This is a genomic window from Flavobacteriales bacterium, from assembly GCA_020635855.1.
Lineage (GTDB): Bacteria > Bacteroidota > Bacteroidia > JACJYZ01 > JACJYZ01 > JACJYZ01.
The window spans coordinates 699,308-714,412 of record JACJYZ010000004.1; the positions used below are offsets into that span (position 1 = coordinate 699,308).

Annotated in this window: 11 protein-coding genes; 8 read left to right on the forward strand and 3 right to left on the reverse strand. The window is 49.5% G+C overall.

Annotated features, from left to right (window positions below):
• The first annotated feature begins 57 nt into the window (after nt 1–57).
• The 4 genes from H6585_15025 (at nt 58) to H6585_15040 (ending at nt 4,751) form a co-directional block, all read left to right on the forward strand.
• Nucleotides 58–1,380: an insulinase family protein gene (locus tag H6585_15025; GenBank protein MCB9449643.1), complete on the forward strand. Its 1,323-nt coding sequence runs from the start codon at nt 58–60 to the stop codon at nt 1,378–1,380.
• 41 nt (nt 1,381–1,421) lie between these two features.
• Nucleotides 1,422–3,521 carry an insulinase family protein gene (locus H6585_15030; GenBank protein ID MCB9449644.1) on the forward strand — a complete coding sequence of 700 codons (2,100 nt, stop codon included), beginning with the start codon at nt 1,422–1,424 and terminating at the stop codon, nt 3,519–3,521.
• 157 nt (nt 3,522–3,678) lie between these two features.
• A complete protein-coding gene (locus H6585_15035) occupies nt 3,679–3,951 on the forward strand; it encodes an HU family DNA-binding protein (GenBank protein MCB9449645.1) in 273 nt (90 codons plus the stop codon).
• Nucleotides 3,952–4,058: 107 nt separating this feature from the next.
• Nucleotides 4,059–4,751, forward strand: coding sequence for a PorT family protein (locus H6585_15040; protein MCB9449646.1), 693 nt, complete (start codon nt 4,059–4,061; stop codon nt 4,749–4,751).
• Here the strand turns inward: H6585_15040 and H6585_15045 are convergent.
• The 3 genes from H6585_15045 to asnS all read right to left on the reverse strand — a co-directional run bounded on the left by H6585_15045 (nt 4,741) and on the right by asnS (nt 8,348).
• On the reverse strand, nt 4,741–5,370 hold the full coding sequence (locus H6585_15045) for a hypothetical protein (protein MCB9449647.1): 630 nt from the start codon (nt 5,368–5,370) through the stop codon (nt 4,741–4,743). The two genes, H6585_15040 and H6585_15045, sit on opposite strands and share 11 nt — an antisense overlap.
• A 1-nt stretch (nt 5,371) precedes the next feature.
• Nucleotides 5,372–6,838, reverse strand: coding sequence for an RNA polymerase factor sigma-54 (gene rpoN, locus H6585_15050; GenBank protein MCB9449648.1), 1,467 nt, complete (start codon nt 6,836–6,838; stop codon nt 5,372–5,374).
• Between the two features lie 103 nt (nt 6,839–6,941).
• Nucleotides 6,942–8,348, reverse strand: a complete 1,407-nt coding sequence (asnS, locus tag H6585_15055; protein MCB9449649.1) for an asparagine--tRNA ligase — start codon at nt 8,346–8,348, stop codon at nt 6,942–6,944.
• A gap of 141 nt (nt 8,349–8,489) precedes the next feature.
• On the opposite strand from asnS, the gene H6585_15060 reads away from it, so the two are divergent.
• The 4 genes from H6585_15060 to H6585_15075 are packed head-to-tail and all read left to right on the forward strand — an operon-like array spanning nt 8,490 to nt 15,046.
• Complete coding sequence (locus H6585_15060) at nt 8,490–9,113, forward strand: TetR/AcrR family transcriptional regulator (protein MCB9449650.1); 624 nt, start codon at nt 8,490–8,492, stop codon at nt 9,111–9,113.
• Between the two features lie 26 nt (nt 9,114–9,139).
• Nucleotides 9,140–10,453, forward strand: a complete 1,314-nt coding sequence (locus tag H6585_15065) for a TolC family protein (GenBank protein MCB9449651.1) — start codon at nt 9,140–9,142, stop codon at nt 10,451–10,453.
• A gap of 14 nt (nt 10,454–10,467) precedes the next feature.
• Nucleotides 10,468–11,607 (forward strand): efflux RND transporter periplasmic adaptor subunit, encoded by a 1,140-nt coding sequence (locus H6585_15070; GenBank protein ID MCB9449652.1) that lies wholly within the window; start codon nt 10,468–10,470, stop codon nt 11,605–11,607.
• Nucleotides 11,600–15,046 (forward strand): efflux RND transporter permease subunit, encoded by a 3,447-nt coding sequence (locus H6585_15075; GenBank protein ID MCB9449653.1) that lies wholly within the window; start codon nt 11,600–11,602, stop codon nt 15,044–15,046. The genes H6585_15070 and H6585_15075 overlap by 8 nt, the downstream gene beginning before the upstream one ends.
• Nucleotides 15,047–15,105: the final 59 nt, after the last annotated feature.

The window sequence follows — 15,105 nt, forward strand, 5'->3', positions numbered from 1 at the left end:
CGCTGCTGACAGCGGTTTTCATAAATTCTTATATTTTTGAATCCTAATCTTTTCAGTATGCGCTTCATTTTATCACTGATGGCGACGACCTCCTTATGCGTCTTCGCCCATGCGTCCGATACCGGACCATTACCATTTGTAGAATATGATCTGCCCAACGGGTTGCACGTGATCTTGCATGAAGATCATTCAACGCCCATCGTTGCGGTCACCGTGATGTATCATGTCGGGTCCAAGAATGAAGATCCGGAACGGACCGGCTTCGCCCACTTCTTCGAGCACTTGTTGTTCGAAGGTTCCGAAAACATCGGAAGGGGTGAGTATGACAAATATGTGGAGGGCGCCGGCGGTACACTCAATGCCAATACCACCAACGACCGTACCTTTTACTATGAGATTCTGCCTTCCAATCAGCTGGAACTGGGTATGTGGCTTGAATCGGAAAGGATGATGCATGCCAAGGTGGAGAAAGTGGGCATTGAAACGCAGCGCGAAGTGGTGAAGGAAGAGAGACGTCAGCGAATTGATAATCAGCCGTACGGTACGATCCTTGAACAAACCATGCGGCATGCGTTTCATGTTCATCCCTATCGTTGGCCGACCATCGGCTCCATGGAGCATTTGAATGCAGCCAAGGATCAGGAGTTCGTGGATTTCTATCACAAGTTTTATGTGCCGGATAATGCTGTGTTATCCATCGCAGGTGACATAAACGTGGCACAGGCAAAGAAATGGATTGAAGCTTATTTCGGCCCGATTCCGCACGGAAAGCAAACCATTGAAAGACCCAGGGAGGTTGAACCCCGGCAAACCTCAGAGGTAAGAGACACGGTGTTTGACAATATTCAACTTCCCGCGGTGATTCATGCTTTTCATATTCCCGCGCAGGGTACCGATGATTACTATGCCATGGAGATGCTCGCGATGGTGTTGTCGCAAGGTGAAAGCTCCAGGCTACAGAAACACGTGGTGGATGAACAGCAAAAAGCCCTGGGGGTTGGCGCCATTCCGCTTACGCTGGAGGATCCGGGACTTGCACTTGCTTACGGTATTGTAAACATGGGCGTAGATCCGAAGGACCTGGAAAGCGCAATGGAAGCGGAGTACAAACGCGTACAGGATGAACTGATCTCAGAAAAGGAATTTGAAAAACTGATGAATCAGATCGAGAACGATATGGTTTCATCCAAAGCCACAGTGGCCGGTATCGCGGAAAGCCTTGCCAACTATCATATGTACTTCGGGAATGCAAACCTCATTAATACCGAATTGGAAAAGTATCATCAGGTTACCCGTGAAAAAATCCGGGAGGTTGCCCGCAAATACCTTGTTCCTGAAAATCGGGTGACTTTGTATTACCTGCCAAAGAACGAGGAATAAGGCAACATCATCAGAAACAATCAAACCTGAAAAAAACTCCCATGAAATTTCAAACCATATTGCTGGTAGCACTGATCGCCATTGCATCATGTGCATCCGCACAAATAGATCGCTCCAAGGCGCCGGCACCTGCCCCCGCCAAAGAGATTAACCTTGGAAATTACGAACAGTTCACGCTGGACAACGGCCTGAAGGTGTTCGTTGTGGAAAACCACAAACTCCCACGCGTGTCATTCCGGTTGACCGTTGACTACACCCCCGTGATGGAAGGTGACGATGCCGGTTATGTGACCATGGCGGGTGACCTGCTGAAACGTGGTACCGAAAACCGCACCAAGGAGCAGATTGACGAACAGATCGATCTCATAGGCGCCAACCTGAATACTTCTTCCGGTGGCATGTCCGCTTCCTGCCTGAAACAACATGCAGACGACCTGCTGAAGATCATGTCCGACATTCTGCTGCATCCTTCCTTTCCGGAAGCAGAACTTGAAAAGCTACGAACCCAGCAACTTTCCGCACTTGCAACTACAAAAGACGATCCGAATTCCATGGCGGAGAATGTTGGGAATGTACTCCGCTTCTCTGCACAACACCCGTATGGTGAAGTAGTGACAGAAGCATCTGTGAAGAAAATCAATGCCGCACAATGCAGGTCATTCTATGATGCGTATTTCAAGCCCAATATTTCGTACCTGGCCATCGTGGGAGATGTGAACCTGAAAGAAGCGCGGACCTGGGCCGAGTCGTATTTCGGTGCATGGAAAAAAGGTGAGGTGAAGGTCGCCCACTACCCGACACCCAAAGGCCCTGAAAAAATCCGGGTGTGCCTGGTAGATAAGCCGGGAGCTGTGCAGTCGGTGGTGATGGTCACTTACCCGGTGGAACTTACGCCCGGCCATCCTGATGCGATCAAGGCAAGCGTGATGAATGCCATCCTGGGTGGCGATGGTTTCTCCGGCAGGCTGATGCAAAACCTACGGGAGGACAAAGCCTATACCTATGGGTCCTATTCGTCTTTGCATGCAGATAAACTGATAGGTGATTTTAAAGCTTACGCTCAGGTGCGCAATGAAGTAACTGACAGTGCAGTCACCGAAATTCTGTATGAAATCAAGCGATTGAGGGATGAGGATGTACCGGAAGACTTGCTGAAGATGACCATCAACAAACTCAGCGGAAGTTTTGCCCGCTCACTGGAGTACCCGCAAACCGTTGCAGGTTTTGCCATATCAAAGGCGATCTATGGATTGCCGGATGATTACTACAGCAGCTATCTGCAGAAACTGGAAAAGATCACCCCAAAAGATATTCGTGAAATGGCCCAGAAATACCTGCATCCTGACCAGGCCTATATCTTGGTTGTGGGAAGCAAGGATGCTGTGAAAGACAAGTTAACCACTTTTTCCAGTGGCGGTAAAGTGGAGATGTATGACCACTATGGGGTGGAATTGAAGGATGCCAAGCCGCTTCCGGAAGGGTTGACAGCGCAGAAAGTGATCGATGACTTTTTGATGGCCATCAGCGGACAGGCTGACGCAAAAAAGGCAGTGAAGGCTTTGGATAAGGTGCAGGATGTTACCATAAAGATGGGTGTGAGTTTACAAGGTCAGTCTTTCGAGATCAATACCTATAGTAAGAAACCGGGTAAATACGCCATGACATTGGGTAATGAAAACATGACCATTCAGGAACAGAGATATGATGGTCAACGCGGTATTTCAAAAAGCATTCAGGGCACTAAGGAAATTACCGGGAAAGAATTGGAAGACCTTAAATACAGTTCATTGTTGATGCCGGAACTCCAATATCAGAAGCTTGGCTTTAAAGTTGAATTAAAAGGATCGGAACAAATAGATGGCAAAGATTGCTATCTATTGGAAGTCACAGATCCGGCAGGTGGAACTGAGTGGCAATACTTTGATGCCGGGTCGCACCTCAGAAAACAGATTGTGACCAACCGTGAAACACCGATGGGAAATATCACCCAAACCACCCGTTTTGATGGTTATCAGGTAGTGGACGGCGTCAAGTTCCCATTCAAAATCAGTCAGAATATGGGACCGCAATCCCTGGAAATGACTGTTACAACAGTTAAATTGAACTCAAATCTGCCCGACTCCACTTTTAAAGTCGATTGATAATCAACAAGTTGTATCCAAAAACGGGCATCGTTCATAAGTAGTGGAAAAATCTTTCAGTTTTTCTGCGGTTTTTTTTGGAGATATTGGTGTCGAAACCTAAATTTACTGGTGTTTCAAACCATTCACCATTATTAATCACTTAAAAAAAAAGATCATGAACAAAGGAGACTTGATCAACAAGATTGCCGGTGATGCCGGAATCTCTAAAGCACAAGCTGAAAAAGCCCTGAACTCTTTCATCGATGGTACTGTTAGTGCTGTTAAGAAAGGTGACAAAGTAACCCTCGTTGGTTTCGGTACTTTCTCTGCTGCTAAGAGAGCTGCCCGCACTGGCCGCAATCCTCAAACTGGTGCTGCTATCAAAATCCCCGCTAAGAAAGTTGTAAAATTCAAAGTGGGTACTGAATTTGCCAGCAAGGTAAAGTAAGACGCCAAAACGTTAGTGAAAGGCGGATCTGTCACAGGTCCGCCTTTCTTTTTTTCAATGGCATGTTTCTTGCAACCTGTCTACCCGATTAACAAAACGTATTGTATATGCAATTGAGAACCTTACTTAGTCTCTTCCTTCTGACCACCCTCCTGCCAATTCATGCACAGGAAAGTGAAAAGCCAGCCAACAAGTCCAAAAAGATGGAACCGATCGTGGTGAACCTGACCGCTGATCGATGGTTGAATGCACCGAAAGGAATTACGTTTAACGGGCTGCGTTCACGTGGATTCGGATTCAATATGATGTCTGATAAACAATTGGGAAGCAGTGGTCTCAGTTTCCGCTACGGTTTGGGTATCTCTTCGCACAGCATCGACAGCGATGTGGATTGGTCATCATTGACCGTTGATTCTGTGGAGAACACATCATCCTATACATTCGATAAACTGCCTTCCAAACTTGAGTACAAAAAGAACAGGTTCGTAACCAGTTTCATCGAAATCCCATTGGAATTTTTGTTCAGGGCCAAGCCTGAGGAAAGTAAAAAGAGTTTCAAGATAGGTGCGGGTTTCACCCTTGGCTATCTTCTCAGCAGCCACACCAAGTACAAGGACGATGAAAACAAGTCGAAGGACTACTACCTGAAAGATCTGTCTCCTTTCCAGTACGGGGCTACGGCCAGAATTGGATACGGACGAACCACGCTCTACGGCTACTACCCACTTTCAAAAGTATTCAGTGAAGGCGTCGGAAAAGATATTCAGGCATTTTCCGTGGGGTTGTCAATTATGTACTGATCATCGGCGTCATTGCGGAGATCACCAACCACTCCGATAAGACACCCAACACAAAGCCGGCATATACCTGTGCCGGCTTGTGCATTTTTAAAGAGATCCTGGCCGATGCTACCAGCCCTGCACAAATGATCAATACCCCCAATAAGGTTCGCAGGTCGGCTCCCAGTTCAAACGATATGCCTATCACCGCCCCAACAAAACCTCCGATACCCGTCATGTGCACACTGATCTTCCACCTCAGGTTGATCAGCAGTACCAGGATGACAGATAGGGTAGCGCCCAGCTGAAGCAGCATGATGATTCGTGGCAATGGGAGTTTTGCAAGCAGATAGTATGCGGTGAAATAATAGATGGCTGTTGCCAGGAACGGCAGCCTTCTTTCTTCCTTGGTCTCCATGTGCAGGGTTTCGATCATCCCATTGCGCAACAACACCAGCGCGGTGATGATGGGCAGCATGACCGTACATAACATCAGGATCGCATAGATCACCAGTTTGCCTTTGGGCAGAATACTGAATGCAACATACGTGTGGGTATGCAACAGGATGTAGGATGCCAGCAACGGCATGAACACAGGATGAAACAGGTAGGATATGATCTTGGCGATTCGGTCGGACATCTTATAGTTCCTTGCGCAAGCGGGCAACCGGAATACCCAGTTGTTCACGGTATTTGGCGATTGTTCGCCTGGCGATGTTATATCCTTTTTCTTTCAGGATTTTTGTCAGACGGTCATCCGTCAAAGGCTTTTTCTTGTTCTCCGCATCAATGCATTCCTGAAGGATCTTTTTGACTTCTCTCGTTGAAACTTCCTCACCGCTGTCCGTTTGCAGGGATTCGGAGAAGAAGGTTTTCAACAAAAATGTACCGAAGGGTGTTTGTACATATTTGCTGTTGGCTACCCTTGAAATGGTGGAGATGTCCAATTCTACTTTTTCTGCGATGTCTTTCAGGATCATCGGTTTCAGCATGGTCTCATCGCCTTCGAGGAAATAATCATACTGGTATTCCATGATGGCTGTCATGGTTTTCATCAAGGTCTGTTGCCGTTGCTTGATTGCATCTATGAACCATTTTGCTGCATCCAGCTTCTGGCGTACGAACATCACCGCTTCCTTCTGGGATTTGTCGGTCTTGTCTTTCGTTTTGCTGTATCCTTCCAGCATGTCAGCATAGGTACGACTGACACGCAGATCAGGTGCATTACGGGCGTTCAGGCTCAGGTTCAGTACACCGTCGTTGTTGTCTATGATGAAGTCGGGTACGATGGTGGGAGATGCCTTGCTGCCTTCAGACACCGTATTGCCTGGTTTGGGATTCAGTTTCAGGATGATGTCGACTGCCGGCTTCAACTCTTCCTCTGTAATGCCCAGTTTGCGCGCGATCCTGCTATAATGCTTCTTTGAAAATTCTTCGAAATGGTTTCTGATCACCTCCACGGCAAGCGCCAATGCCATGTCGTGGTTTGATCTTCTTTGCAGTTGTAGCAACAAGCATTCCTGCAGGCTCCTGGCGCCCACGCCGGGAGGGTCCAGTTCCTGGATCTCATGCAATACCTCTTCCAGCTCTTCCTTCGTGGTGGATACATTCTGGGTGAATGCCATATCATCCACAATCGCTTCCAGCGGGCGGCGCAGGTAACCGTCACCATCCAGACTTCCGATCAGGTGAACCGCAATCTTGTAATGATGGTCGTCCAGCAAGCGCATGCTCAGTTGTGAGATGAGCACATCCTGGAAACTCAATCCGCCTGTAATAGGTACCTCGCGTCGCTCGTCGTCGGAACTGCTGTTGTTGCTGTTCAGTTTGTAACTGGGAATGTCATCGTCGCTGAGGTAATCGGAAATATCAAATTCATCCTGGGAGCTGTCGTCACCTCCGTCCTGATCCATGTCATCCTCGTCGTAGTTTTCCTCGCCGATACTTTCTTCCTCGGTTTTGCCTTCTTCCAGTGCCGGGTTTTGCTCGAGCTCTTCCTTGATCCGTTGGTCCAATGACGCACTGGGTACCTGCAACAGCTTCATTAGCTGAATCTGCTGCGGGGATAGCTTTTGCAGAAGCTTTTGTTGTAATGTCTGCTTTAGCATAGGTTGCCTGTTACAAAGACATCATTGCGATGCTTAAGGTACGTAATTCGTGGTTAGATTGATTCAGGCCACCTTAATATAACTCGGGAGGAAGCGGCAATATTTAAAACTCTGCATTTTGTGGTGTTCTCGGAAATGGAATCACATCACGGATGTTACCCATGCCGGTCATGAAAAGCAGCAAACGTTCGAAACCTAATCCGAACCCGCTGTGCGGAGCGCTTCCGAACCGACGGGTATCCAGGTACCACCAAAGTTCGTCTTCCGGCAATCCCAATTCGCGTATGCGAGCCAATAACGTGTCATAATTTTCTTCCCGTTGTGAACCGCCAATGATCTCGCCGATGGCAGGGAACAACACATCCATGGCACGAACGGTTTTCCCATCCTCGTTCAACTTCATGTAGAAGGCTTTGATCTCTTTGGGATATCCGGTAACGATTACAGGTTTGCCATAGTGCTTCTCCACCAGAAATCGTTCGTGTTCCGATTGGAGGTCGCTTCCCCACTCAACCTTATATTCGAATTTTTGACCGGATGCTTTCAGAATGTCAACTGCTTCGGTATAGGTGATACGGGCGAATGGCTCTGCAAGAACAGACTCGAGACGTTGGATCAGTTCTTTGTCGTACATGTTGTTCAGGAACTCCAGATCGTCACGGTAATGTTCAAGTCCTTGGGCTACCAGGAACTTCAGGAAATCTTCCGCCAGGTTCATGTCATCATGAATATCATAAAACGCCATTTCCGGTTCTACCATCCAGAACTCTGCCAGGTGGCGGGTGGTGTTCGAATTCTCTGCCCTGAATGTGGGACCGAACGTGTAGATGTCGCTCAACGCAAGTGCACCCAGCTCACCTTCCAGTTGTCCGGATACCGTAAGTCGCGATTCCTTTCCGAAAAAGTCCTGGGAAAAATCCACGCCGCCATCTTCGGTTTTGGGCGGATTGGCAGGATCCAGGGTGGTTACACGGAACATGGCACCGGCTCCTTCCGCATCAGATGCTGTGATAATGGGTGTATGCAGGTAAAAGAAACCACGTTGATCAAAGAATTTATGGATGGCCATGGCCATGCCGTGGCGAATCCGCCAAACAGCACCGATGGTGTTGGTGCGTGGCCGCAGGTGTGCAATCTCCCGCAAAAACTCCAATGTATGCCCCTTCTTCTGCAATGGAAAGGTTTCCGGATCGGCACCACCATATACTTCAATGGCGCCCGCCTGGATTTCAAAAGCCTGACCTTTGCCCATGGAAGGCACCAATGCACCCGTTACCGAAATGCATGCACCGGTTGATATCGACTTCAGCAATGCCTCAGGAAAATCCGCCACATTCACCACCACCTGGATGGAGTGTATGGTGGATCCGTCGTTCACGGCTACGAAGTTCACATCTTTACTGCCTCTTTTGGTCCGTACCCATCCTTTGATGTTCACTTCATCCTGGGCCCGGGCATCCGCAAATAGTTCCTTGATCTTTGAACGCTTGAGTAAAGTTGTTTCAGTCATGACGACAGCGGTTTTAAGAGGTGCAAAAAAACAACTTTTTATGTGCATTCACAATGGGAGGCCTCACGGGTAAAAGTACGTACACTGGAAACGTTTTTCATTTTTTTTGTTTCCTATGTATTTGGTGCTTACATTTGCCCCGTGGAAAAACAGCGGATCAAGATCATACAGAAGGCAGGAGAACTGTTTCTTCGCTGTGGCGTGAGGAGCCTGACCATGGACGACGTGTCCAGGGAATTGGCCATATCCAAAAAGACGCTCTACAAACACGTTTCCGATAAATCAGACCTGGTGCAGCAGGTGATGAAATTTCACCTGGAAGAAGATGAACAGTGCTTTCATGAACTGCAGGAAGGAGAACTCAATGCGATTGATGAACTCTTTGAAGTGAGTCGTGCGGTGAGTGAAAAGCTGAGCAGTTTTCATCCGTCGGTGTTGTTCGATCTGCAGAAATATTATCCCGAAGCCTGGGAACTTTTTCAAAATCATAAAACGGAGTTCATCTACAATTGTATGGCCCGTAACATGGAAAGAGGCATTCAGCAGGGTTTGTACCGGGATAACCTTAACATCCCGGTCATTGCCAAGATTTACATTGCGCGGATGGACATCGTTTTCAACGCCGATATATTCCCGGCCGATCAGTTCCGACCCCATGAGGTGTACATTGAAATGCTGCGCTATCACGTGCGCGGCATTGCCAGTGAAAAAGGCATCAAGTATCTCGTCAAGAAATTACAAAATATGCAAACCAACCTATTGTAATGCGGAAGAATAACATATGGCTTTTGATGCTCCTGCTCACTACAGGCTTCATCGCACGTGCCCAGGAAGGCGGTTCTGCCTTTTCCCTGGAGCAGGCTGTTCAGTATGGACAGAAAAATAACACACAGGCAAAAAATGCCGGCCTGGATGTGGAAGTGGCCAAAAAGAAAATATGGGAAACCACGGCAATGGGACTTCCGCAGATCTCCGGTGAAGTATCATACCAGAATTTTATAGATATCCCGACTTCAGTGGCACCGGCGGAAGCGTTCGGAGGTCCTGCCGGTGAATTCGTGGACCTTCAGTTCGGTACCACCAACAATGCATCCGCCGGAATCACACTCTCCCAGTTGATCTTCAACGGAACCTATATTGTGGGTCTTCAGGCAGCAAAAACCTATGCCAAGTTTGCCGACGAACAGAAGCTAAAGGCCGATGCAGATGTACGCAACCTTGTGCAAACATCTTACTACCAGGCATTGCAGGCCAAAGCCAGCCAGAAGGCACTGGAAGAAAACCTGGCTACGGTTTCCCGACTCCTGTCTGATATCAAAGCCATGCACGAGAACGGTTTCCTGGAAGACCTCGATGTTGAAGTCATAACCCTGCAGGAAGCCCAATTGCAAAATGCCGTTGCCAAGTCAAAGGAACTTTCTACCGTTACAACCGATCTGCTGAAAATGCAAATGGGCTACCCAGCCGATCAGGGCATTGAACTTACCGATGACCTGGTGGCCCTGGCAGAACAGGCGTCTACAGAAAACCTGGCAGGTGAGGCATTTGACATGAACAACAACCCGGATTACAAAATGGCCACGTCAGGAGAGGCATTAACCGCCCTCAACCTGAAAAAGGAAAAGTTCTCACGCTACCCTTCCATGGCCGGATTCATCAGCCATTCCCAGAATGCATACAGGAATGATTTCAGTTTCTTCTCATCCGAAGGAAAGTGGTATCCCACCACCGTTGCCGGCTTCAAAATAGAGATCCCCATTTTTGATAGCAGGGGACAGGCGTCCCGCATCGGACAGGCCAAACTCGAGTTGGAAAAGGTAAGCAACAACAAACAATTGCTGGCCGATAACCTCCGCATGGAATACGTCTCCGCCAAGGCGTCCATGGACGTAGCGGTAGCAGCATTCAAAACCGCCAAATCCAACACAGAACTGTCCGACAAGATCCTGAACAAAATGACCATCAAACAAAAAGAGGGGATGGCCACCAGCATGGAACTGACCCAGGCGCAGAACCAACAGATCAATACCCAAATATCATACTACGCCGCTGCGGCCGATTTGCTGTTGGCCAAAGCACGGCTTCAAAAAGTACTCAACAAATAATTCCTTGATTAACCATGAAAAGACTGTTGTATTTCATTCCGGTACTTGCGCTTTTGGCCGCATGTCAGCAGAAGAACGGAGAGGGCGAGGTGGCCCGGCTCCATGCAGAGCGGGACAGCCTGAAATCCAAGTATGACGAAATAGGGAAACGCCTGGCAGAAATCGATGTGCAGCTCACCAAGCTTGACACAACCATTCAGAAACGTGTATTCCTGGTGTCTGCCCGCACCCTGCAACCCGATACCTTCGAACATTACTTCGAGGTTCAGGGCCTGGTTGAAGCGGATAAGAGCGTAACCATCACATCTGAAACAGGCGGTGATGTTAAACAGGTACTGGTTGAAGAAGGTGCCCAGGTTCAGGCCGGGCAAACCCTGGTGGTGCTCGACAGCGATATCCTGCGCTCCAGGGCATCGGAAGTGGAAGCCCAATACGATCTGGCCAACACTGTTTACGAAAAGCAAAAGAAACTCTGGGACCAGGGCATCGGGTCGGAAATCCAATACCTCCAGGCCAAAACCAACATGGAGTCGCTTGCCAAAGCCCGGAATACCATTCGTGAACAAATTCAGAAATCAGTGATCAAAGCACCATACAGTGGTGTTGTGGATGATGTCTTTGTGAAAGAAGGAGAATTGTCGATGCCCGGATTTCCGGTGCTGCGACTGGTCAACACGTCCCAGTCTTATCTCGTGGCGGATGTATCTGAACGCTATGTGGAAGATCTGAAAAAAGGAAACCATGCGCTCGTGAACTTTTCGATGGTGAACGACAACTGGTATGAAGGAAAAGTGCGGTCGGTGGGCAAATACATCAACCCCGACAACCGTACGTTCCGCATCCAGGTGGACATCCCCCGCGCCGATTTCGAGATGAAACCCAACATGCTATCGGCTGTGCGCATCCTCGATTTCAAATCCGACAGCGCCCTGGTCGTTCCTTCATCCGCCCTGATGCAGGATGCCGAGGGCAAGAATTACCTGTTCGTGGTCAACAATGGCCACGCGAAAAAAATATATGTGCAAACCGGCCTGACATACCAGGGTGATACCCATGTGAAACAAGGGTTGCATCCGGGTGAACAGGTGGTGCTGGCAGGTGCCAGAACCCTGAAGGACGGTGATCAACTTGAAGTACGGAATGACCATGAGTAATCAAGAAAAAAAGGGCCTCAAAAGGGAGTTTTTCCTCTCCACCCTCTCGGTGAACAACCGCACCACGGTGATGGTGCTGATGTTCATTATCGTGATCATGGGGCTGGTATCCTACAGCAGCATGCCCAAGGCATCTTTCCCGGATATCATCATCCCCCAGATTTATGTGGGAACGGCCTACCCCGGTAACTCGCCGGCCGACATGGAGAAACTGATCACGCGCCCGCTCGAAAAGGAGATCAATACCATCACAGACGTGGAGAAGATCACGTCCACTTCCCTGGACGGTTATTCCACCATCCTGGTTGAGTTCGATTTCTCCGTAAGCCCCACCGAAGCCCTGCGAAAAGTAAAGGATGCGGTGGACAAGGCCCGGGCCGAAGCCAGTTTTCCCAAGGACCTGCCGGCGGAACCGAACATCTTCGAAATGAACTTTTCGGAATTTCCCATCCTGAACATCAACCTCTCGGGTGACTTTTCGCCCAACCAGCTGAAGGAATACGCCGAGTACCTGGAAGATCGCATTGAGGACATCCCCGAAATTTCCCGCGTAGATATCCGTGGCCTGCAGGAAAAGGAAGTGGAGATCAGCGTGGATAAGAACCGGATGGAAGCGCTCAACATCAGCTTCAATGATATTGCCGGTGCGGTTTCCAACGAGAACCTGACCATCGCGGGAGGGGAGATATTGGTTGACGGATTGCGCCGCACGGTGCGTGCTGTGGGCGATTTCAACAACATGGATGAGATCCGCAACATCATTGTGAAGCAGGAGAAAGGGAACATCGTGTACCTGAAAGACATCGCGGACGTCAACTTCCAGTTCGAGGAGAGAAAGAGCTACGCCCGTGAATTTGAGAAGCCGGTTGTGATGTTGGATGTGGTGAAGCGTGCCGGTCAAAACCTGCTCTCCGCCATGGACGAAATCAAGGTGGTGCTGGATGACGCGAAGAAAACCACGCTGCCTCCCAACCTGACGATTTCACTTACCAATGACCAGTCGCAGATGACCCGCAACATGGTAGACAACCTCGAGAACTCCATCATTTCCGGTGTGATCCTCGTGGTGCTTGTGCTGCTGTTCTTCCTGGGTGTGAGGAATGCGCTCTTCGTGGGCATCGCCATCCCATTGTCCATGCTCACCGCCTTTGTGGTACTCGGTGCAATGGGTGCCACCATCAACATGATGGTGCTGTTCGGACTGATCCTGGCCCTGGGTATGCTGGTGGATAACGGGATCGTGGTGGTGGAGAACATCTATCGCTTGATGAGCGAAGGCATGTCGGCGCGACAGGCGGCCAAGGAAGGTGCGGGTGAGGTGGCCATCGCCATCATCGCATCCACCGCCACCACGCTGGCGGCTTTTCTGCCGCTGATGTTCTGGCCGGGTATGATGGGTGAGTTCATGGGCTTCCTGCCACTTACGCTCATCATCGTGCTGGGTTCTTCGCTGTTTGTAGGCTTGGTGATCAACCCGGTGTTTACGGCACTTTGGATGAAGGTGGAGGAAGATAAAGTGAACAAAAAACTGATGTTCCGCTTCTCAGGCGTTGCACTGGTACTTGCCGTGCTGTTTTATGCGGGAGGATTTATCACCATGGGAAGCCTGCTGATCTGTTGTGTGATCATATCCCTGATCAACGGTTTCCTCCTGGTGCCGGGTGCCCGCAGGTTTCAGGATGGTGCCATGCCCAGGGTGGAAAAATTCTACGAACGCTTCCTCGCATTCGCACTGAAAAAAGGCAATCGGCTTGTGTTCTTCTTCGGTACCATCGGTATGCTGGTGCTTTCATTCTTCCTGCTGGGCGTGTTTACACCCAAGGTGTTGTTCTTTCCGGAGAACATGCCCAAGTACGTGAACATCTTCATTGAACTGCCGATCGGAACCGATATTGAAAAGACGGATGAGGTGACCCGCAAGGTAGAGCACATTGTGATGAACGAAGTGCAGAAATTCGAGGTGGACAGCGGGAACAACTTCCTGGTTGAAAGTGTGATCGCTAACGTTGGACAGGGAACCACCGACCCGAACGAAGGGCCGTCGATGGGTAATACGCCACACCGCGCCCGTATCACTGTTAACTTCCGGGAGTTCCAGTACAGAACAGATCCCCGTACCGGTGACAAGGTGAATACCAGCGACGTGATGGAAGATCTGCGTAAGGCGGTTAAGGGAAAAATACCCGGTGTCAAAATCCGTGTGGAAAAAGACAAGGTAGGACCTCCGGCAGGTGCACCCATCAACATTGAAATCACGGGTGACGATATTGACCAGTTGCTTTCGGAAGGTGATAAGATCAGAAGCTTCATTGAATCCAAGAACATTCTTGGAATCGATGAACTGAAACTTGACATCGAACTGGGTAAACCCGAACTCATCATAGACATCGACCGTGCCAAAGCCCGGCGTTTGTCGCTCTCTACAGGACTGATCGCATCCACCATTCGCACCGCATTGTACGGGAATGAGATCTCCCAATACAAGGAAGGGGAAGATGAGTATCCGATCCAGCTGCGTTTCAAAAACAGGTACCGGTATGATGTGGAATCACTCATGAATACCCGCATCACCTTCCGGGACCAAACCAGCGGACGCATCAAACAGGTGCCGGTTTCGGCCGTGGCCTCAGCCAGGCAAAGCTCTACCTACAGCTCCATCAAACGAAAGAATGCCAACCGTGTGGTGACTGTTTTCTCCTCGGTTGCCGAAGGATACAATCCAACCGAAGTGGTATCCAACATCAAGGGTGCGATGGATGGGTACAAACTGCCCGACGGCATGGAATACAAGTTCACCGGAGAACAGGAAGAACAGGCAAAGGAAATGTCGTTCCTCGGAAAGGCACTCGTGATTGCGGTGTTGCTTATCTTCCTGATCATCGTGGCACAGTTCAACTCGGCCGCAACCCCGGTGCTGATCGTGGCGTCGGTGGTGTTCAGTTTGACCGGTGTGTTGCTCGGACTTGTGATTTTCCAGATGGAATTCGTGGTAATCATGACCATGATCGGTATCATCTCCCTGGCGGGGGTGGTGGTGAACAACGCCATCGTTCTTATCGACTTCACCAACCTGTTGCGCGATCGGCGAAAGGAAGAACTGGGTTTGGGCGAAGATGATAAACTGCCTTTCAATGAACTTGTTGTTTGCGTCATTCAGGCTGGTAAAACCCGTTTGCGCCCCGTGTTGCTGACCGCCATTACAACGGTGCTCGGACTCGTACCCCTGGCAACAGGTATGAACATCAACTTCTTCACCCTGCTTTCCGACCTGGATGCAGACATCTATTTCGGAGGTGACAACGTGATCTTCTGGGGCCCTATGTCCTGGGCGGTGATCTTCGGTCTGAGCTTCGCAACGTTCCTCACCCTGGTCATCATTCCGGTGATGTACCTGATGAAGGAGCGGTTGAAATACAGTGCCTCGGAACTGACAGAATAAAGCTGCTACGACCTCGTTCAGAATCAACAGGCGGATGTGCTCGGCGCATCCGCCTGTTT

Bases quoted from the DNA above. Each gene is read 5' to 3' on its own strand.
- H6585_15070 (MCB9449652.1), top strand. From the start codon at position 10,468: ATGAAAAGACTGTTGTATTTCATTCCGGTACTTGCGCTTTTGGCCGCA.
- H6585_15065 (MCB9449651.1), top strand. From the start codon at position 9,140: ATGCTCCTGCTCACTACAGGCTTCATCGCACGTGCCCAGGAAGGCGGT.
- H6585_15025 (MCB9449643.1), top strand. From the start codon at position 58: ATGCGCTTCATTTTATCACTGATGGCGACGACCTCCTTATGCGTCTTC.
- H6585_15030 (MCB9449644.1), top strand. From the start codon at position 1,422: ATGAAATTTCAAACCATATTGCTGGTAGCACTGATCGCCATTGCATCA.
- H6585_15035 (MCB9449645.1), top strand. From the start codon at position 3,679: ATGAACAAAGGAGACTTGATCAACAAGATTGCCGGTGATGCCGGAATC.
- H6585_15075 (MCB9449653.1), top strand. From the start codon at position 11,600: ATGAGTAATCAAGAAAAAAAGGGCCTCAAAAGGGAGTTTTTCCTCTCC.
- rpoN (MCB9449648.1), bottom strand. From the start codon at position 6,838: ATGCTAAAGCAGACATTACAACAAAAGCTTCTGCAAAAGCTATCCCCG.
- asnS (MCB9449649.1), bottom strand. From the start codon at position 8,348: ATGACTGAAACAACTTTACTCAAGCGTTCAAAGATCAAGGAACTATTT.
- H6585_15045 (MCB9449647.1), bottom strand. From the start codon at position 5,370: ATGTCCGACCGAATCGCCAAGATCATATCCTACCTGTTTCATCCTGTG.
- H6585_15040 (MCB9449646.1), top strand. From the start codon at position 4,059: ATGCAATTGAGAACCTTACTTAGTCTCTTCCTTCTGACCACCCTCCTG.